Genomic DNA, 20,403 nt, shown 5'->3' with positions numbered 1-20,403 from the left:
TGGAATCTATTACACAACGAAATACTATTCCTTGTACTGCTTCACTTTATAATGCATCTGAACAAACTGACCATACCGCTTTGTATCAATTAAAATTAAATCGATTTGAGGATTTTTTTCTTTAAACAATGGAATACCAGAGCCAAGTATATGAGGTGTAACAGTAATAATATATTCGTCAATTAAATTTTCCTTTATAAAAGCATCAAGTATATCCGCTCCTCCAATCATCCATATTTTAGAACCCTGTTGTTTCTTTAATTTTCTTGTAAACTCTATTACATTTTCATTGACAAATTCCACATATTCATTTGAACCTTTTTCAGAATTGCTGAAGACATAGCATTTTTTTTCAGGATACGGAAATGATTCTGAGTTTTTCATTACATAATCATATGTCTTTTTCCCCATAATTGTTGTATCTATTGATTGATACATATCTTCGTATCCTGCATCACCCTCTCCTTCTGTCTCAATTAACCATTGTAAGTCATTATCTTCCCTTGCAATAAATCCATCTAAGCTTGTAGCAATGTATAAAACTACTTCACGTGACATTGTATAATCTCTCCTTTTTATCTTTTATATACTTTCCTAAGTATTCAGGAACACTATTATAGTAACTATAAAACATGACAAGTAATGGCATGTTTAAATAAGAAATTTCACAAAAGGAGATTCCAGTGTTGTAAATATGGATGCATACAACCATGTACATGACGGAAAACTGTCTGCTACAGCATTGGCTACCTTATTTCAAATTAATTATTCAACCATTTCTATAGATTCCACAACATTCATTTTTGCAATCTTTATTAACGGAATATAAGTTGCTATTAGGCAAGCAATTAAGGATAGAATAGTCACTTCCATCATTGATAGAAAAGGAATAGGAATGAGTTGTATCTCATTCGTAGCAGCTGCGTTTACAAAAATACTACAGATGTACCCTAAAACACTACCGATTATTGAAGCAAAGATACCATAGTAAGCTCCTTCCCATAAAAAGGTTTTATACAAGCTTTTTGAACTCATACCTATCGCTCTTTGTACCCCAATTTCAATCACTCTAGTATGAATATTCGTATACATCGTATTAATAATATTTAGAAGACCAATAAAACCAACGAATAAAATTAATCCCCATGCAAGTAGGCGAATTTGTTCGTAACTTTCTCTTAGTTGCTTATCTGTATTGGCATAAGAGAGCCATGTCCCCTCTCTTCGACTGCAAAGTTCTTGTATTGACTGTTCCACTGAAGAACGGCTTGCGTCCTCCGTAAGTGTTGGATAAAGCTCTGAGTATTGACTTTTCCCTGTGAGTTGGTTATATATAGAATCCGGCACCACAACTTGAACACCATTGATAAATCCCTTGTTTTCCAGTGTAATAGGAGAATCTAGCAGACCAATTACTGTTAAAGAAGCACCATTTATAGAAATACTATCGCCAATCGACAGGACCGTATTTTTCATTTCTACATTGCCAAAAGAAACTGGAATTGGATTTTGTATCAAAGCCGCTGTACCGTTCATAAGCTCTTGCAAATCGAATTCTGGAAGCGTAGATGCAAGAGAAATTAAACGTTGTTTGTCGATACCGATTATTTGCAAGCTTTCACTAGGCTGCAGAGTAATAGATGTTTCTATATCTTTAAGTTCCCCATTCTCATTTTGCTGATATAAGCTATATTTCAAAGTAGATACTGCTTGAATGCCTGGAACATTCCTTAATTTGGTTACATCTTCTAGTAAGAATCCAACAGTTTCACTAGTCATAGAATAATCTCCAAGATGCATCTTCTGAATATCTTTGGAAGCGTCTAAAAGTTCAGAAAAACTTTCTAATGCTATAAATACAGTGATACTCATAACAAGGGAGAGTATAGTGATGGCTGACCTGCCACGATTGCGTTTCATGTTCATACGTGCATAAAATGCTTCAAAATTGCGGATGTGTTTTACTTTCCTATTTCGACGTTTAATGCTGGTTTTTTGACCCATTATTGCAATTGTAGGTGATACTTTGGCTGCATAATGTGCTACAGGTAAAGCCGAGAGAAAGGAAAACAAAATAGTAATAACTACACTAATGACCAATGGAATCAATTTACTGCCCTCATTCTCATCAATCATTGCTATAACTTCTGTTTTGGAACTCACCATAAACAATTCGGGATTGAAAAAACTGCTTGTTACAGTCGTAATACCCTTAGCTGAAAATATTCCAAGTAATATACCAATGGGAATACCAATCCCGCACAAAATAGCAAGCTGTAAAGAAACTAACAGATAAAGCTTGCTTTTTTCTGCACCAATTGCTCTTAGAATACCGTAGTCCTTTATGCGTTTTGTAACGGCTATTTTCAAAATATTGTAGACCACCAGTCCAGCAGCAAATAGAACAAGCACACCAATTAATATACCAGCCAAAGTCATATAGGAAACACCTAAATCAGCATCAATTGTTGACTCTGTTCGATATTGGATTCCAGCAGCAGATAGCATCGTATCATTATACTGAATACAATACTCCGGTATAGCATACTGTACAGCTAATTTATCTACTACATTTTGAAAAGATCTTTTATTTTTGGTACGAATGTCAACAGAATATAATAAATACTTATCTGGTAGTACCTTTTCCGCTGTCCCCTCTCCAACAATACCAAGAACAGTACCGCTTACATAACCAATATAATTTGACTTAAGAATTCCTGTAAGAACAAAGTCATGGGAATATTCATACCCAGACTCAGTATCCCTTAAGAGGGAAATATGAAAATCAAGGGGAATGGTATCACCAAGTGTTCCTTGAAAGCCAAGTGTGTCCAAAACATCTTGTGGTAAAGCAACTTCTCCTGCTTTTTCCGGAAGTCGTCCATTTTCTAATTGCGATTCAGAGGGATAGGCAGAAAGAGCATTGCCTACATATTCTCTCAGTAAAATAGACACTTTACTGTCAGCAATAGTAGCAGTTCCAATTGAAATGGTGCTCTCTGCGTAAGAAAGGTGATCATCCTCTGATAGTATATTTGCCTGTTCTTTAGTCATTTGATGAAATGTTGCATATCGATTTCCATTTAGGTTGATTGCCTGACTTTGATGCATTGCATTTACTATTCCAATGGATTGACCAATTACGGTTGTCATCGTGGTAGACAGAATAACTGCAATTAAAATAAGAATAGCAGTTATTTTTTGAGTTCGTAACTCTTTCCAGGCTAGGGTACGAAAAGATTTCATGTTGCCATCACCTTAGAAAGAATGCCATCCACAATGACAAATCGTCTTTCTGCCATCGAAGCAATATCGTTATCGTGCGTGATCAGTACAAGTGTCCTTCCCATTTTACGCTGTATATTTTTAAGCATTTTCATCACTTGGCTACCACTTTTACTGTCAAGGTTTCCGGTTGGCTCATCGGCAAAGATAATGTCTGGCTGTGCAATAAGAGCACGTGCAATGGCAACACGTTGCTGTTGACCACCTGACAACTCATGAGGTAAGTGGGTCAATCTATCGCTGATTCCGAGTAGATCAGAAATTTCCCTTAGATAATTTTCATCCGTCTTTTTTTTATCAAGTAGTAATGGCATTTCGATATTTTCTTTTGCAGTCAGAACAGGAAGCAAATTAAATTGCTGAAAGATAAAACCTATACTTTGTCTGCGAAAATCAGAAAGCTCTTTGTCACTAAAGCTGTAGATCTCTTTACCATCATAGGTAAGGGAGCCTGCTGTCGGCTTATCTAATCCAGAGAGCAGATGCAGTAATGTACTTTTTCCACTACCGGACGGTCCCATAATAGATATAAAATCACCTGCTGCAATTTCTAAGTTAACCTTATTCAAAGCAACAACCTTGTTTTCACCACTACCATAAATCTTTGAAATTTGATTGGCTTTAATAATCATAAAAAAACACTCTCCTTATTTTTGATTAAAGAAGAGTGTAAAATATAAATCTCAAAAATTCCTCAAGATGATAAAATATGAAAACAAGCTGTCACTTTTGCTCCGATGTCTAAATTTTCTATTTTAAGATTTCCTCCATGTTTTTTGCAAAGCATAGAGCATATATAAAGTCCCATTCCAAAATGATCTTTCTCGTCCTGTTTCTCATCTCTCAAAAATGGGCTTATTCCTTTTCGAAGAATAATAGGTGAAAAGCCCGTGCCATCATCTGAAACGCATATGATTACCTTCCCATTATCATAAGTAAATTTTACGGAGACCATTGTTTTGGTATAACGCAGCGCATTGTTTACGAGGTTTTCTGAAACATTTTGAATAATAGCTTTGTCAACAAATATCTCTTTATTTTTTCCATAGCTGGAAAACTTAATTTCCTTCCCTGTGTTATCGGCTAGAAACAATAAGCTTTGCTCCAGTTCCCTTGAAAATACTGACCAACAGGTGTTTTGAGGATAAAATTTCCAATTTTCCAATTTTTGAGCCGTTGTCATAGCTTCTACGTAGTTTTCTATTCGGACTGTATACTGTGCAATCAAAGCGAGCGATTCATTTACACTATCACAATCAAATTTTTCATGAATTAAACGATTTTTCAGTAAGTTGGCACATCCTTTTAAAACAGTTACAGGATTCCTTAAATCGTGGGAAAATGCAGCGTTCAAACGTTTTCGTTCTTCCATCTGTCCCCAAAGTTCTTGATTATTTTGTTGGAGTTCCATACGCATTGTTTCAAAAGCTGAGCAAAGCATTCCAAGTTCATCATTTGCACACTTTTCAACACTGAAATTCAAATCTTGATGCTGTATCCGTTCTGCGCTACTTTGTAAAATAGAAAGTGGCTTTTTCAGTTTGATACGATAAAATGTAATATCAGCTAATGTCAAGGATAATACAACAAAAAAAATAGGAAGAGCAAATTGTAATATGTTCAACAAAAGATTTGTTTTGTCTTCCTTTTCACCTAAAACACCCTCTCGATAGGAAGAAATCACCTTGCCATTTTCGTCTAAAGACATTTCATATTTCTGATATCCTTCGACTTTATCTCGAAGCTCAGCACATACCAAAAATGAAATAGCAGCCAACAATAGACCAACACATAGGAACAGTGTGCTAATTATAAAAAAAGATTGTTTCAAACTACGATTCTTTAGCCATTCCATTTATACCCCACCCCCCAAACGGTTTCAATATAACTATGAAGTGAGAATACGGAAAATTTTGCTCTTATATTGCGAATATGTTCCATAATTGTATCACTGGTCCCATCACCCTCAAGCCCCCATACTAAATCGTATATCCGTTCTCGATTAAACACCTGTCCTGAATTCGTGGATAATAGTTCCACAATATCAAACTCTTTTTTTGACAGTGTAGCAATGGAATCCTTTATTGTGATTTGCCGCTTTGAGTAGTCTATCACCATATCACCAAAGAAACGAACTATAGAATGCTCCTGCTTTCTGTCTTCACGTCTTAAGTGGGCTTCTACCCTTGCACCTAATTCATTTAGATCAAAGGGCTTTACTACATAATCGTCTGCCCCTGCCCGAAAGCCATTTATTTTATCATTGATTTCAATTCGAGCAGTTAAGAACAGAATAGGGCAAGAAATATGTTCCCGAATACGTTGGCAAACAGTAAGACCATCTATATCTGGCATATTTATATCTAGTAGTATAATATCAGGCTGGTATTCAATTTGTTGTAATGCTTCAGTTCCATTGTAAGCAATATAAACTAAGTAACCTGACATTTCAAAATAATTTTTCATTATGGAAATAATACCTTTTTCATCATCTACCAGCAGTATTTTTTTTCATATCAGCACAACTCCTTTTTTATTACCCAGAATGACTTTGTAACCACCTAGCACAATAAGTTTCATACTTTGATTGTAAATAGGTTTGCCGAGAACAAAAAGTCTGTGTTTTAAATATAAATTTTAAAGGATGTTTCTCAGCATTATTTATCTAAAAAAAGACATGATGTTGTTATCATCCCAAATCTGTCTATGTACTTTTTTAACAATAACGCGATTGCTGTACATATTTCTACTTTTGTTATAAATTATCATACTTTATTCAAAATCTACGTTTATAAAAGCCTCCAATATGACACCACCCCCACCACTCTTTGATATAGTAGCTTCCTAAGCCTTATATAGGAGGGAACAAATATGATCTTAACAGTCAAAAAACTATCTGTCACATACGGTTCTAAAGAAGCTGTCGACAACATTAGTTTTAGCATCAAGCCTGGGGAGGTAATTGGCTTACTTGGGGCAAACGGTGCAGGGAAATCCTCTACTATTGCAGCAGTCCTCGGTATTGAAAAAAGTAATTACCAAGAGCTCACAATGCTCGGAAAGTCACCAATTCTCCATCGCAAGGAAGTCTTTCAAGAGGTAGGTGTACAGTTTCAAGAAACAAATTTCCAAGAAGGATTAACGGTGCGTGAGGCATGTGAGCAATGGGAATCGCTTTATAAACAAACTGCTGATGTACCTCTACTCTTACAGACATTTGGTCTAGTTGGAAAGGAAACTCAACTTGTGAAATCTCTTTCAGGAGGTGAACGTCAACGCTTAGCGGTGTTACTAGCATTAATTTCAAATCCTAAGCTTGTTTTCCTTGATGAGCTTACAACAGGATTAGATACAAAGGCTAGGCGTATGCTTTGGAAACAGCTTTTAGCAATGAAAGAAAAAGGTCTGGCAATTGTCCTAACATCGCACTACATGGACGAGGTGGAGGCGTTATGTGATAAAATTTTAATTTTAAAAGAAGGCAAAACGGTCTTTCATGGCACAATCCAAGAAGTAATCCATGTAAGTAAGAAAGCCACACTAGAAAATGCGTACCTATATTTTGCTGGCGAGGAGGATTGGGTATGAGTACATTTCTAACCTTTTTAAAAATAGAGGGCAAGCTCGTTTGGAAGGGCATTGATATTCTCATTTTTGGAATCTGCTTTCCTATTATATTAGCTACCCTATTTGGTTATTTACTGAGTAAGGACGGTATAGCTGGTGCATCTAACTTTGAATTATCGTACGCAGCTGTAATTACGATTGGTGTACTTGCAACAGGGGTTATGGGTGTACCACTGACCATTGCAGATTACCGTCACCGAGGGATTTTAAAGCGATTTCAAGTGACACCTGTATCCCCTCTCCAAATTCTATTTGCCCAAGGACTAATTCAGCTTTCTTCAGCAATTGTTTCCTTTATCGGTGTCACAATTGTTTATCATTTTTTATTTGATTATGAACTAAAAGGCTCCTGGGGTATATTCCTTTTGGTATACACTTTTGTCATTATAGCGATGTATAGTATCGGAATTTTCATTGGAAGCTTAGTACCTGACCAAAAGTCAGCAAATGTTTGGAGCTCTGTTGCTTACTTCACGATGTTACTGTTTTCAGGAGCAACGATTCCGTATGAGGTTATGCCTCGATTCTTCCAATGGGTGATGGATATTTTGCCACTTTCTCATGGTATTCACTTATTGAAACAGGCAAGTACAGGGGAGCCACTAACTGATGGTCTATTCCATATCATGATTTTAGCTCTATGCATTATAATCGGTTTATGTGGAGCGATTAAATTCTTTAAATGGAAGTAGGTGTGTCTGATGTACAAAACAAAAGAAATCGCAACACTTGTTGGGGTACACCCAAACACTGTGCGCATTTATGAGAAATGGTGTTTTATCTCTCCTGTACCAAGACAAGCAAATGGCTATCGTATTTATTCAGACACCCATTTATTTCAGTTAATGGTCGCACGGACGCTCTTTCAGTGTGAAATTGTACAAGGGGATATTCGGAAAAGAGCTCGTTCAATTGTATATGCTTGTGGAAAAGAAAATTTTGCGCAGGCTGAAAAACTAACAATAGACTATCTGACCAATTTAGAACGAGAATATGTTCATGCCTTGTCTGCTACAAGAATTGTGGAGAAATGGTTGAAAGAATGTCCTACTGTCAATACACGCACTTATTCTCGAAAGGAGGCAGCACAGCTATTAGATATTACATCTGAAGTTATTAGGAATTGGGAACGCAACGGACTCATTACAGTTCCGAGACTAGACAACGGTAACAGAGCATATGGTGAAAGGGAACTTGAGCAGCTACGAGTCATTCGTAGTTTAAGAAATGCCCATTACTCAATGAATGCCATTTTACGTTTACTCAAACAAATCCAACAACCAAGCCCTAATATTGTGGCGATTTTAAATACACCAACAGATGAAGAAGATATTGTGTCAGTAACGGACCAATTAGGTAAATCATTACTAGAAGCTATAGCAGGTGCCAAAGATACATTAGCTTTGTTTCATAAAAGAACCACTTTCCAGTAACTGTAACTGAAAGTGGTTTTTAATAAATTTGTAGCTTCATCAATCTTTGGATTAGCTTATAAAAAAACACGCCGGCATCACGTTTAGTGCAACTGGCGATCGTTTGTTCATACTTAAATACCGAAAAAATATAGATGTGGAATGATATAAATAGTTTCATCATCAATTCTCTATACCTACAAAACTGGCAGTCTAATAGAGAGGTTTTCCCTTAATACTAGCCTTAGTCATATAGACGTTCTAGCAATCCCAACTCATAGCCCTTTGCTACCGCACCGACCCTCGTCTTTACATCGAGCTTTTGGTTAATAGCTGCCATATGGTATTCTACTGTTCGCTGGCTCATCGCTAATTCCCTAGCAATTTCCTTATTGGTCTTCTCTAGGGCGATTTGCTTTAGTACTTCCTTCTCTGTTGGTGTCAATTGATCAGCTCTTGGTAAAGTAGTCATTTTCTCTGGTACGATCCGCAGCCCAAGCATACTCTGCCGAATGGCGTTTATAATTTGCGGGTAGGTTGCCTGTTTGGATAAATAAGCGTGAATTCCTATCTCATAAGCCTTATGCACATATTCATCGTAGACGTAACCTGACAACACAATCAACTTGATTGCCGTATCGTATGTTCTCTTTATTTCTATCGCCAAGTCGAATCCCGTCATACCTGGCATTGAAATATCAATAACGGCAACATCTGGCTTTAGTGCACCGATACGTTTAAGCACCTCGTGAGGTTCATTAAACGTTCCTACAACCAACATATCCTGCTCACGCTCAAGTCGATTCTTCAAACCCTCCATGACAAGCGGATGATCATCGAGTAGCAGCACCTTGATTGGCTGTTCCATAGTTTACTTCACCTCCCTGTTTCGGAAGCCTAATGCGGACAATCGTTCCACGTTCAGCTCCTGAGTCAATCTTGATATCGCCTCCAAATTGGACGATTTGACTGTTGATCGTGACAAGTCCGAATCCTTGGAAATCGGGCCGAATACCACTCACATTCGTTGGATCGAATCCAATGCCGTCATCGTTAATTTGACCGTAGAACGCATCGTCCATTTCCCATAATTGAATCTCTAGCTTCTGTGCCCTCGCATGCTTGACCGTATTATTAGCAAGTTCACGCACAATGCGGAACATCGTCATTTTGTATAGTGAAGGCAGCGTATCTGGTAGCTTGTTCTCTAACTTAATAGTTGGCCCTCCATTCTCCTTAACTGTTCGCGCGAGCCAGAGCAGCGCTGCATCTAGCCCTGCCTGATCAATAATGTGAGGGTATAAATCATCGCACAACATTCGAATATCGCGTTGCGTATCGTACAAACATTTCAACCATAAAGCAGTCAACTGCTTATCACTTTGTTCAGTATCATGTAATTCTTCTAAATCGCGTGCAAGAAAGATTAAATTCTGCAAAACATGATCATGCAAGTAATATGACATTCGCACCCGCTCTGCCTGCTGTGCCTCTAGCAGTTTATATTCCGTGGTTTCCTTTGGTAGCCCACTTTTCGCTTCCCGTAGTTCGTCAAGTAGGGCTGCACCCATTAGTAAACGGACCGTTTCCATCCTTACTTTGTCGATTAAGCTGAGCTCTTCTGATGTAAAGGACGTATTATTTTTTTTTGAACCGAGTCCTAAATAACCAATGACCATTCCATCGGGTTGCACAAGATCCATCACTTGTGCAAAAACACTCAGGTCGGATTGCTGGAATTGGTTTAACTCCTGCATCTCGACAAATGGCCCAGTTCCATACATAATGGTTTCACTTCCCCGTTTCCAAACGAAGCAGAGTCCCTCGATGTCTGTCACACTATGGATAAGCTCTGCAGGCATTCGCAATAAATCACGGCTATTGCGATACTCGGCAAATCTTATCGACATCTCCAACCGCAGACGATCCAAACGATTTTCCCGTTTCTCCCGCTGCCGTTTGAAGTTATCAAGGCCGAGCCGATGCAACAATGTCAGGACAATGAACGCGCCACACAATGAAAGTGTTACTATAGATGCATTTGAACGGATAAGTGCCGCAATCACGATTGACGCAAGCCCAACATACAAACCATGAATAACTAAACTAGGAAGATAAAATTGGATATCGAGCAGCCTTTGTCTAGCCCACAGCCATAGTATGGAAGCAGGAAGGATAATGAGACCTGCCAATGTCATATCAGGCAACGCTATGTATTCCCCCCATAGCAGATCGGGGAGCGCATACAGAAACAGATAAGGCATCAGGCCAAATGTCAACGCAGTAACAAAGGTCAGCAACCGGTTTTTTTCAGCCCGGTCCATCCCGCGCCAATACACGATAGCAATGACGAATATGGCAAGTAATGTCCCGATCAGAATGGTATGAAGAGCGCTTCGGGTCCACCCAGGTATGGCTCCCAGTGAGAAGACGAGTATAGTATACACGGCGAATAAGGCAGCCAGTCCCCGGTAGGTAGCCATCGCAAAAGCAACCCATCCTGGAACCGTGCGGAACACGAAGGCAACGAAGAAGGCAAACAACAGGTATGGCAACCAACTTGCAACGACAGGCAACATCAATCCAGTAAGTACCGTCTCTGTGGAATAGACCGATAGTAGTGTAGCTGCCAAAAATACGTTCAACGCATAAAAGCGGCGCACCATATAGGATTCGGGCTTGTTCCGATAAGCAACTAGTCCGATAACAAGCAGAGCCAGTTCCGCACATGCTACAAATAAAGTCTTATACATTTCGTGCTTCCCCGAATTACTGCTCAATTCAAATCGCCCTAAGCCCTCACGTTCAAACTGAAGCGCTCCCAATCGCTTCAGATAAGCACGGTCACCAAGCTTCATTACTTCTGGCTTTTTGCCATCAACAGTTAGGAGTTTATCACCGAGGCGGACGTCCCATTCGCTCACCTTGCCGGCAGGATCAACAGATGCTACGACCCAAGTTCCTTCATCTTCGCGGAACATCAAACCAGTATATGGGTTTTTTAATGTAATCGTATGAATATAAATCGCAACAATCAGGAATAACAAGGCAGAGCAATATACAACCAAATTGTATTTGCGTGCAATTTCTGGCAATTTGCATCACCTCACTACAAATGAATACTCTACAAAATCAATAATTATTGGAGCCTAAAATCTCGTACAGGACACACTAGAGCTTATCGTACGCCAACAAAATACATATTAATCATTCCCCATAAAAAATTCACGAACAGATGCAGCAAGATAGCCCCATAAATATTTTTTCGTAACTTAACTAATATTTCTTCAGGGATAATTACGGCTAACGGAACATACGCCCAGTTGATTGGTATTTGCCACATGTGATAGAACTGAAAAATGATTGCAATCCATAGCCAGTCAAGTTTAAGGCGTCCAACTTTACGTAGTAAATAACCTCGAAAATAAATTTCCTCCCCAATAAAGTTACCAATTAGACCAAGTAAAAATAGCGGCAAAGGAAAATTCGGGTCGTAATACCCTTGATAAAAAACATGCCATTCTCCCATATGGAAGGCTTGGAATCCATTCAGCCATTCAAACAACGGTGGATAGACATATTTTACATAAGGCAACGCTAAAAACGTAAATAGAATTGTTAAAATTGGGAAGACGAGTAGCAGCCCTTTCAAATCAAGTCTGGCAAAACCTAAGTATACGAGCGATTCTTTAAATGAAAGTCCATCCTTGTACCTCAGCATCAAGAAAGGAACACACATATGCCAGCCAGCGCTCATTAGGACGAGCACATATAGCTGCACATAGTGAGCAGATAATCCAGTCCATTCCATCATCAACTCTCGAAGCGGATAGATGAATATATATGCAATCAGACCAGGTAGCAGGCCAAGAAACAAGTAAAAGGCGATTTCTTTTTTTGTCTTGGCTTCAAACTTACGAACGAAACAAACATATTTTTGATCGGACAAGTTGAAAAAATCAACAAATTTACGGTAAATCGCAGACATGACATAATCCCTCCATTTACTCTCAAAATGAGCGTTAATTCTGTAACTCACTTCTTGATCATAGCGGACTTCACTGTCAACGGAATCCGTATTTTCCGTCAAAATTTAGTTCACACACGCATTATTTTTTGCGTGTTCACGCAAAGAGCCAGCATTAACACCATGTTCGCAAAATGGTGAATACTAGTCACTCTCCATAATTATATTGAATATAAATAAATGCTCCAAGTAAATATTAGATGATTCAATTTATTTGTTGAAAAACAGAGTCATAAAAGTTTTGGGATATATACGAAGCTGGGACATTTCTATATAGTCAAAGCAATATCAATCGAAAACCCGAACCTATTACAAAATACTAAATTAGAGTTTTATAAATAGCTCGGGTTTTTCATGGGCTATAGCTTCATATTTAAAATATGTTTACATTCACTACTGAAGCTTCGAATACATTAAGCTTCAGTTTCCACTAGGAAAGCTAAATTTGGCTAACATTTCACCCCATAGAGCTATTCCTACTTCTTCAAAACCTACACTTGCATATAGTCTTCTTCCCTGTTCATTTTCCGGCTGATACCCAAGCCATATAACGTCCGTGCAATCATTACTATTTGCTATATCCTGAATAATTAATTTCATTGCACTCTTTCCATATCCCCGTCCTTGAAAACGTTCATCAATCATAAATCTATAAATCCAGTAGTTTCCATCATCTGAATCTATTCCATACATTGCAAAACCAACTAGCTCTTCACTGAAATAAATAGATTTTATCTTTAAATGTGGAAATATTTTACTCTCTGCAATTGAATACAAATTTGAAGCTATAAAACCTTGCTGTTCCTGTTTTAACTTTAGTTTAATGCACTCTTCCCAATTATTTTGATCAATTAATCTTAAACAAATCAAATTTTAGATTCCTCCTAGTATAGTTTATTATGTCCCGACTAATATATGTTTTTAAATGCATAACACATCACTCCCTCTATAAAATGAATAGTCTATTTGAAAACGCTATAGCATCGATGGTAAAAATGATTTATTCGATGCTCACAGAGTATTATATAATAAAATCCATTTTATGTAACACCCGCCACCTTATCCAAATATTGAACTTAGTATATTTTCTTGATATGTTCATAATTAACCTACCTGCTTTTTTTGCATAAAGACGTGTGATACTTACAATTTCATGTTGTCTGTGCTAAACTTTTATTATCCATTTTGATCCCCTTTCGTACGAAGTCGGTTGACCAGACCTGAATTCATTGTACGACTGGGGGTTTTTTTCTTGCCATAGCTAGAAGCTTCAAATAGCAAGGGGGTTTCAAAAGGATACAATAAAAGATCCCTCCAAAAATTTGGAAGGATCGATTTAATTTCATATGAAATTATAGATAGGTTTCAATTGACGCTGCATTTTTCAATTCAAGAATAAAGTTTTTATATTGCTCTTCTCGCTTTTCATATTCAAGGATAACACGAATATATTCCTTTTGCATTTCTCCTTTTTCAGGTGAATTTTGGTATTCGTGTTCAATCTCTTCCTTGGATACACTATTGTCTCCTAACTGATTATCAATAAATTGTTGTATACGCAATTCCTGCAATACCAATTCTTCAATCTCCTGTTTAGAATATTCTTCTGATATATCAATTCCAAACTCGTCAAATAATTCTTGCATACATTCAGTAACTTGTTCTTTATCAGGTTCCCATCTAGAAATGCTGCTATCCTCATTCATTTTTTGTACAATAAGCTCATGTTCAATGACTGATTCAAGAGCATAATAATAACTCTCAAGAAGGTCTGATGAAGACATTTCAGAAGGTATGATACCCAATTTCATGTCGTTAATCAGCTCAATATTTAAATAGTTTAAACTTATTTCATAGCCGTTAACTTTTGCCACAATGGACGGTAGTTGAATTTTATCATTGTCAGTCAACATCAAAAAATCTGAAATGACTACAGGATCTCTACAAATATTTTTGCTATTATTCTTTTTGTTTATCACTAATTATCACCATTTTTCATTCAATTTTTTTATGGCAGTTTCTATTATTACAAACGACTTTTTAGCTCCGGGGATATTTCCTTTAATTAATAACAAATTACGTTCACTATCAACCTTTATAATTGTAAGATTATGAATAGTGGTCTGTTTTCCACCCATACGTCCGGGCATTTTTTTTCCTTTGAACACTTTCATGCCATCATTTTTAGCGATTACACCAATGGAGCCAGCAGCCCGGTGGAATCTTGAACCGTGAGATGCAGGACCTCCACTTAATCCATGTCTTTTAATGACACCCTGAAATCCTTTTCCTTTAGATATACCAGTAACATCTACAATGTCACCTTCTTGGAATATATCTGCCCTTATTCGTTTGCCAACTTCTAATGATGCTCCACGAATTTCTTTAACATATCTCTTAGGAGTAGTATTTGCTTTTTGACTTCTACCGATTTCCGCCTTGTTTGGATTCTTCTTATCAGAAAAACCAATTTGAATAGCATTGTATCCATCACTTTCCAACGTTTTCTTCTGTAACACCACATTTTCTTCAACTTCAACAACTGTCACAACTATGGGATCACCACTATCACTGAACACTTGAGACATGCCTATTTTTCTTCCTAAGATTCCTTTTATCATAAATACCCTCCTAAAATTTTAATAGATAGCTAGCAAAAATATCTCTTAGGGTACTTCCCACGTTCTAAACATTATTCTCACCTTTGTTTCATATTTTTTTGATAGTTTCCATACAACTGCCCGCAAGCAGCATCTATATCAATGCCAAATTGACTTCTAATGGTAACGTTAATTCCTGCTGACTTTAATTCTTTATAGAAGTTTACAACTTGATTTTCATTTACTCCCTCAAACTTCACAGGTGAACTAACAGTTGGGTTATACCTGATGATGTTCACATGGAATAAATTCCCTCTCTTAAATCTACTTCTTAAAAGGTTTACTACTTCTTTTGCATGTTCAATAGAATCATTCACACCTGGCAATATAATATAAGCAATGTAAACTTTTCTTGAGGTCATACGTATATGCTCATCTAATGAATCCATGACATCCAATAATGGGTAGCGTTCATTAATTGGCATTAGCTTGCTTCGCTGCTCATTAAAAGGTGAGTGTAATGAAAAAGTTAGATTGACCTGTGGATAGTTTTGGGTCATTTTTTTAATGCCTGGAATAATGCCAATAGTCGAAATTGATAATCTACGAGGACTTAAGGCAAACAACTCAGGATTTGTCAGTACTTTTAAAGCATCAAAAACTTGTACATTAGCTAATGCTTCTCCCATTCCCATAAAAGAAATACTATCAATTGAATGTCCTTTTAAGTGAAAATACAAAATTTGGTCAGTAATTTCATCTGATGTTAAGTTTCGTTTTAAACCTATATCTCCAGTTGCACAAAATTTACAACCAAAGTTACAACCGCACTGCGAGGATATACAAAATGACTCCCAACCAGCTTTATATTTCATATTTACCGTTTCTATTTTTTCGTCTCCTGCAATTCCAAATAAGACTTTTGAAACTTGCTCAGAATGTTGTTCCTTTAGAGGAGTAATATCTAAAATAGACTCTCCAAATTCTTTAACTAAATCCTCTCTCAACGATTTAGGCAGTACATTCATTTCATTGAACTTATCTATTCTTTCTTTAAAAATGGCATTCAGTATTTGCTTCATTCTAAAATTAGGGTAATTATGTTCCATTAAGAAATCGTTTATTCTTATATACTTATTGCTTTGTTTTAATTGCATTTTTCTCATCCTTCCCTATGACTCTCTAGTTTTATAGGAGTAAATAGAAAGGAGTTGTCTATCCCTTTTATTAAAAATAAACACAAAAAAGGCACCAATAAAATTATCGGTGCCAAACTTAATATAAAAATATGCTCAAATAAACAGGGACACTAAGTCATTACTTTGTATTTTACTTGGCATAGAGGCGAAAGCTCCGATAACTGTTTTTATATGGTTGTATAGCATAAAAAAGGACAGACTACTCCCTTTGTCCGCTAAACCATTTCCAAGTTTTACATTTTTACCAAAAAGAATTCTAAAAACAGTTAACATTGCTTACACCTCCCCTAGTCAAATTTATTATCGAGTAATTTAACATAAAATAGAGTATATGTAAAGTGCTTCTTATAAAAGTGTACGTAAGGAAATATTCTATTTTTCGATATGATAAAGTCCCTAAATTGCTCGTTTAGGGACTTTATTGATATAAATATAGTAAAAGGCAACTTACCTCAATCTGGATTAGTTGTATAAAAAAGAGTTTCGTTATCTATTTCTACACACAAACAATATCAATCAATTCTTAATGTTGTTTGAATTTGAGAAAAAATGAAATGTGTTACGGTGGATGCATACGGATTCACAGCATCAATAAACTTTTCTGCTTTTGCAATAGTTGCAAATTGCAATTTAAGCATATAACAAGCATTACCAGCTATACGGTAACAAAACTCTACATTTGGAAGTCCCTCTATAAAATTTTTAAATGATTTATAATCTCCGTTTTTAACAGTTGCTTCAATTATACATTGAATGGGAAATCCTAATTTTTCATAATCAATTTCCAACGTATATTTTTTTATTACACCAAATGACTCCATCTGTCTTACCCTTTCGGTCACTGAGGGGGAAGAAAGGTTGATTCTTCTCCCAAGCTCACTCATTGACAGACGACTATTCTTGCTTAATTCCTCTATAATTTTATGATCAATTTCATCGATTTTCATTTTTAACGAATTCTCCTATTTTTCATTAATTATTTAATTTATTTTATAAAAATTAATTTTTTATTTAATGCAAATTAATCTTTCAATATTTTATATTTAATATAACAAGGAGGGGTTATGATGGCAAGAATTAATGAATCAGCTTTTGGGAATACGCCTTTTCAGAGGTTATTAGGACACAATAAAGAAATTATGGAAGCATGGTCACATTTAGGAAAGGTGTTAGAAAGAGATGGACTTTTATCATCACAGTTAAAAGAACAGGTTAGAAGAACATTAGCGCAAAAAAATGGTTGTGAGTATTGTAAAGCAAAAGGGAAACCAGAGCCATATATGTTTAATGAAAAAATATCTGTTGCTGTAGGCTTTGCAGAGGTTTTTTTACAGCAAAAAGGAGATATCTCAAATTCTTCTTTTGAAATATTACAGGAATTTTTTTCAGAAGCAGAAATAAGTGAGCTTTGTGCGTTTATTACTTTTACTACAGCTCAACAGTATTTTGGGGCAATTTTATCTTTAGAGCCTAGCTTGGAGGGAGGGGAACAATGAAGAAGGACACTAGAAGTTGGAAGGTTTATTTTTATGAAATAGTTAGGGCTATAATATTATATAAATGAAGATATCATCAGGAAAACTTTTTTAAAAACTTATTATCTCACCCCCCTTAGACTTTCATCGCAAAGGGGGACTTTTTGTAGCTTATAAAATATCATTCACCATTGGAACAAAGGTTATAGACGCCCATCTGATTGCTTTCATTATTGATTTTTGAATAGTGAACCAATTTACTATAAAAAAAGCAAACTTATCAATGCTAAAATAGCTGGACCACCTTGTTTTAATATAATCGACTTCGAGCTTGTTAAACCTCCATAAATAGCGACAATACTAACAAAAAATAAAAAAATGGCGACAATTTCTGTATTTTGATGAGAGAAAAATAAACCATACAATAAGGAGATGGCAATAAGACCATTATAAACGCCTTGATTTTTGAAAAGAACTTGGACATTAGGATTTTCTAATGAATACTCAGACATATTAAATGTTTTTGCTGTTCTTTTTGATGTAGTTACAAACGTTTCTAAATACATAATATAAAGATGCTCAACTGCTACGATTAAGCTTAAAATAAAAGTTAATGAAGACATCTTATTCACTCCTAAAAAAAGTTTAAAAAAGCAATGTCCGCAAATGCATTTGGGACATTGCCTAAAAATTCATTTATTGAATCTTACAATGCGATCAATTGGAAGACGAGAAGAACCATAAGCTGGAGCTGCTGCTTCACCAATTGCTATTAATAATATCGGTATTTCGTTTGCAGGTAATTCCATATATTCAGCGAATTTCGTTTTATCAAACCCACCCATCGGAACTGTATCATAACCCATTTCTTTCGCCAATAACATTATCTGCATCGATACTAAGCCAGCATCAAAATGTACTATGTTTTCTAATGTTTTTGTTGAAGCTGAACCGTACATTGCTAATGCGTCTTGTCCAAGTTTTTTGGCAATTTCTTCTGGCATATAGCCTAGCTCCGCATTTTTTTCATAAATCTCCTTAGCATTTACATACATTTCAATATCTCCAATGACAGCGATAATGGCAGAGGCTGTTTCTATTTGCTCCTGGTTAAATGAAAAGAAATTAATGTTCTTTTGAATTTCCTTATCATCAATGACAATAAATCGCCATGGTTGCATATTACTCGAAGAAGGAGCTGAAATAGCATCTTGTAGTAGCTGCACTATTGTTTCACGAGATATTTTAGTTTTAGCATTGTATTTACGAACCGATTTACGCTCCTGCATAATCTGTTTTACTGGTGTAGTTGACGACATGTAATCTCCCTCTTTTTTGAAAAAAATTTAAACAGCTTTAATTGTTACATTGATATTTCCCATTGTTGCTTTTGAATATGGACAAACAGTATGAGTTAACTCTAATAATTCCTGTGCTTCCTCCAATGCTAATCCTTCAATATGTCCTTCGATAACAACAGCAAGCACATAATCAAAAGCAGCTTGTTCCATTAATTTAACTGTTACTTTTATCGTTGATGAATTTTTAAGCTTTTTTTGGCGTTTAATTAAATCCAATGCACTATTAAAGCAGGCACTGTAACCTGCAGCAAATAATTGCTCTGGGTTTGTAGCATTGTCTAATTTGGAGCCGGGTGGTGCAATTTTTAAAGATAGTGATTGATCCTCTGCATATGATGTGCCACTACGCCCACCATTATTAATCATTGTAGTTGAATATAATTCTTTCATAACGGAAAAACTCCTTCTTTATATTTTAGATTGTGCACAATCTAATTTTTACAAATTGAATTGTACACAATTTAATTGCGTTTGACAAGTAGAAACTTTATTTTTAATATAAATGGTAGTAGAAGAACTTTAAGAGGGGATTTTTATGTCTAATCATTTAGATAATCAACTGTGCTTTCTGTTGTATGCAACTTCAAAGGAAATTATTCGACATTACACATTATTATTGAAGCCATATGATTTAACTTATACAGGTTACATCACCCTATTAGCTTTGGAGGAAAACGAACAAATAACCGTGAAAGAATTAGGTCAACGTTTATTTTTAGATTCAGGTACATTGACACCGTTACTAAAAAAATTAGAGGCAAAGGGTTACATTTGTCGTGAGCGTTCCAAAAATGACGAAAGACAAATGCAAATATATTTAACAAAGGAAGGAAGTAATGTTCGTCGTAAGCTCCCTGAAGTATCTCGTCAAGTAATGAAACAATCAAAAATCTCAGAGCAGCAATTTTTGCAATTAAAAAATGTTCTTCAAGACATCATACACAACGATTGGAAAATAAAAGATGAGAATTAGGACATAGCTATTTCAATTAAAAGCTCCTCATAGAAAATAGACTGAATTGGCATTCTCTATAGGGGAGCATAATTTTCTAGATTATTCTTTAAATACATTTATAAGGATATTTTTTCTTTTTTACATGCATTACCGCTACCCTATTGTACTTTTCCCCGCTTCCTAAAATTATATTTACCCAAATTTAAAATAAGTCATAACCATTAATAAAATAATCTACTTTTTACAACTTGGGTTAGTATTTCCCAAAATAGTTGTACAAGTTAGAAATAAAATAAAAATGAATTTGGAATTAAAGATTTTCCAAATCCATTTCATGTTGTTGAAATACTATTATCCAGTCTACACTCCAATCAACCACTGCTCATAGTATTTTCTTCTGGCATTTCACATAAAAGTATAGTGATAAATTGAAGTCTTAACCATCACTATTTTTCGCAAAAA

The 20,403-nt window shown here is 35.9% G+C and carries 22 protein-coding genes; 5 read left to right on the top strand and 17 right to left on the bottom strand.

Annotated elements, in window-relative coordinates; all coding sequences use genetic code 11:
• Positions 1-24: 24 nt before the first annotated feature.
• From B2R82_RS01165 to B2R82_RS01145, 5 genes are all read right to left on the bottom strand, one after another.
• Positions 25-558: a dihydrofolate reductase family protein gene (locus B2R82_RS01165; protein ID WP_286923127.1), complete on the bottom strand. Its 534-nt coding sequence runs from the start codon at positions 556-558 to the stop codon at positions 25-27.
• 207 nt (positions 559-765) lie between these two features.
• Complete coding sequence (locus B2R82_RS01160) at positions 766-3,246, bottom strand: ABC transporter permease (protein ID WP_286923126.1); 2,481 nt, start codon at positions 3,244-3,246, stop codon at positions 766-768.
• A complete protein-coding gene (locus tag B2R82_RS01155) occupies positions 3,243-3,917 on the bottom strand; it encodes an ABC transporter ATP-binding protein (protein WP_286923125.1) in 675 nt (224 codons plus the stop codon). The genes B2R82_RS01160 and B2R82_RS01155 overlap by 4 nt, the downstream gene beginning before the upstream one ends.
• Before the next feature lie 62 nt (positions 3,918-3,979).
• Complete coding sequence (locus B2R82_RS01150; protein ID WP_286923124.1) at positions 3,980-5,140, bottom strand: HAMP domain-containing sensor histidine kinase; 1,161 nt, start codon at positions 5,138-5,140, stop codon at positions 3,980-3,982.
• Positions 5,128-5,790: a response regulator transcription factor gene (locus tag B2R82_RS01145; RefSeq protein WP_349680271.1), complete on the bottom strand. Its 663-nt coding sequence runs from the start codon at positions 5,788-5,790 to the stop codon at positions 5,128-5,130. Before B2R82_RS01145 ends, B2R82_RS01150 begins: the two co-directional genes overlap by 13 nt.
• 366 nt (positions 5,791-6,156) lie before the next feature.
• On the opposite strand from B2R82_RS01145, the gene B2R82_RS01140 reads away from it, so the two are divergent.
• Genes B2R82_RS01140 through B2R82_RS01130 form a run of 3 tightly spaced genes read left to right on the top strand, consistent with a single transcriptional unit; the run spans position 6,157 to position 8,345 of the window.
• Positions 6,157-6,873: an ABC transporter ATP-binding protein gene (locus B2R82_RS01140; RefSeq protein ID WP_286923123.1), complete on the top strand. Its 717-nt coding sequence runs from the start codon at positions 6,157-6,159 to the stop codon at positions 6,871-6,873.
• Positions 6,870-7,604 carry an ABC transporter permease gene (locus B2R82_RS01135; RefSeq protein ID WP_286923122.1) on the top strand — a complete coding sequence of 245 codons (735 nt, stop codon included), beginning with the start codon at positions 6,870-6,872 and terminating at the stop codon, positions 7,602-7,604. The genes B2R82_RS01140 and B2R82_RS01135 overlap by 4 nt, the downstream gene beginning before the upstream one ends.
• 9 nt (positions 7,605-7,613) lie before the next feature.
• Entirely contained in the window at positions 7,614-8,345 is a 732-nt protein-coding gene (locus B2R82_RS01130; protein ID WP_286923121.1) for a MerR family transcriptional regulator, read from the top strand.
• A 223-nt stretch (positions 8,346-8,568) separates the two neighbouring features.
• On the opposite strand, the gene B2R82_RS01125 is transcribed toward B2R82_RS01130, so the two are convergent.
• From B2R82_RS01125 to B2R82_RS01085, 9 genes are all read right to left on the bottom strand, one after another.
• A complete protein-coding gene (locus B2R82_RS01125) occupies positions 8,569-9,192 on the bottom strand; it encodes a response regulator (RefSeq protein WP_286923120.1) in 624 nt (207 codons plus the stop codon).
• Entirely contained in the window at positions 9,158-11,419 is a 2,262-nt protein-coding gene (locus B2R82_RS01120) for a sensor histidine kinase (protein ID WP_286923119.1), read from the bottom strand. The genes B2R82_RS01125 and B2R82_RS01120 overlap by 35 nt, the downstream gene beginning before the upstream one ends.
• A gap of 83 nt (positions 11,420-11,502) precedes the next feature.
• The gene (locus tag B2R82_RS01115; protein ID WP_286923118.1) at positions 11,503-12,312 is read right to left on the bottom strand and encodes a CPBP family intramembrane glutamic endopeptidase; all 810 of its coding nucleotides are present in this window, start codon (positions 12,310-12,312) and stop codon (positions 11,503-11,505) included.
• A gap of 459 nt (positions 12,313-12,771) precedes the next feature.
• Positions 12,772-13,221 carry a GNAT family N-acetyltransferase gene (locus tag B2R82_RS01110; protein ID WP_286923117.1) on the bottom strand — a complete coding sequence of 150 codons (450 nt, stop codon included), beginning with the start codon at positions 13,219-13,221 and terminating at the stop codon, positions 12,772-12,774.
• A gap of 482 nt (positions 13,222-13,703) precedes the next feature.
• On the bottom strand, positions 13,704-14,261 hold the full coding sequence (locus tag B2R82_RS01105) for a hypothetical protein (RefSeq protein WP_286923116.1): 558 nt from the start codon (positions 14,259-14,261) through the stop codon (positions 13,704-13,706).
• Positions 14,262-14,336: 75 nt separating this feature from the next.
• Positions 14,337-14,972: a 50S ribosomal protein L3 gene (gene rplC / locus B2R82_RS01100; protein WP_286923115.1), complete on the bottom strand. Its 636-nt coding sequence runs from the start codon at positions 14,970-14,972 to the stop codon at positions 14,337-14,339.
• A 77-nt stretch (positions 14,973-15,049) separates the two neighbouring features.
• Positions 15,050-16,108 carry a Cfr family 23S rRNA (adenine(2503)-C(8))-methyltransferase gene (locus B2R82_RS01095; RefSeq protein ID WP_286923114.1) on the bottom strand — a complete coding sequence of 353 codons (1,059 nt, stop codon included), beginning with the start codon at positions 16,106-16,108 and terminating at the stop codon, positions 15,050-15,052.
• 135 nt (positions 16,109-16,243) lie between these two features.
• Positions 16,244-16,423, bottom strand: coding sequence for a hypothetical protein (locus B2R82_RS01090; RefSeq protein ID WP_286923113.1), 180 nt, complete (start codon positions 16,421-16,423; stop codon positions 16,244-16,246).
• A 239-nt stretch (positions 16,424-16,662) separates the two neighbouring features.
• Positions 16,663-17,097: an Lrp/AsnC family transcriptional regulator gene (locus B2R82_RS01085; protein ID WP_286923112.1), complete on the bottom strand. Its 435-nt coding sequence runs from the start codon at positions 17,095-17,097 to the stop codon at positions 16,663-16,665.
• A 120-nt stretch (positions 17,098-17,217) separates the two neighbouring features.
• Here B2R82_RS01085 and B2R82_RS01080 point away from each other — a divergent pair, with 120 nt between their 5' ends.
• Positions 17,218-17,646, top strand: coding sequence for a carboxymuconolactone decarboxylase family protein (locus B2R82_RS01080; protein ID WP_286923111.1), 429 nt, complete (start codon positions 17,218-17,220; stop codon positions 17,644-17,646).
• A gap of 239 nt (positions 17,647-17,885) precedes the next feature.
• Here the strand turns inward: B2R82_RS01080 and B2R82_RS01075 are convergent, their stop codons facing one another.
• The 3 genes from B2R82_RS01075 to B2R82_RS01065 form a co-directional block, all read right to left on the bottom strand.
• Positions 17,886-18,248 (bottom strand): DUF1304 domain-containing protein, encoded by a 363-nt coding sequence (locus B2R82_RS01075; protein WP_286923110.1) that lies wholly within the window; start codon positions 18,246-18,248, stop codon positions 17,886-17,888.
• Between the two features lie 69 nt (positions 18,249-18,317).
• On the bottom strand, positions 18,318-18,944 hold the full coding sequence (locus tag B2R82_RS01070) for a nitroreductase family protein (protein ID WP_286923109.1): 627 nt from the start codon (positions 18,942-18,944) through the stop codon (positions 18,318-18,320).
• Between the two features lie 27 nt (positions 18,945-18,971).
• A complete protein-coding gene (locus tag B2R82_RS01065) occupies positions 18,972-19,376 on the bottom strand; it encodes an Ohr family peroxiredoxin (protein ID WP_286923108.1) in 405 nt (134 codons plus the stop codon).
• A 145-nt stretch (positions 19,377-19,521) separates the two neighbouring features.
• On the opposite strand from B2R82_RS01065, the gene B2R82_RS01060 reads away from it, so the two are divergent.
• On the top strand, positions 19,522-19,959 hold the full coding sequence (locus B2R82_RS01060) for a MarR family winged helix-turn-helix transcriptional regulator (RefSeq protein ID WP_286923107.1): 438 nt from the start codon (positions 19,522-19,524) through the stop codon (positions 19,957-19,959).
• Positions 19,960-20,403 lie beyond the last annotated feature (444 nt).

The organism is Lysinibacillus sp. UBA6686 (assembly GCF_002455205.1).
GTDB lineage: Bacteria > Bacillota > Bacilli > Bacillales_A > Planococcaceae > Lysinibacillus > Lysinibacillus pakistanensis.
This window is presented reverse-complemented; position numbering and strand designations above follow the sequence as displayed.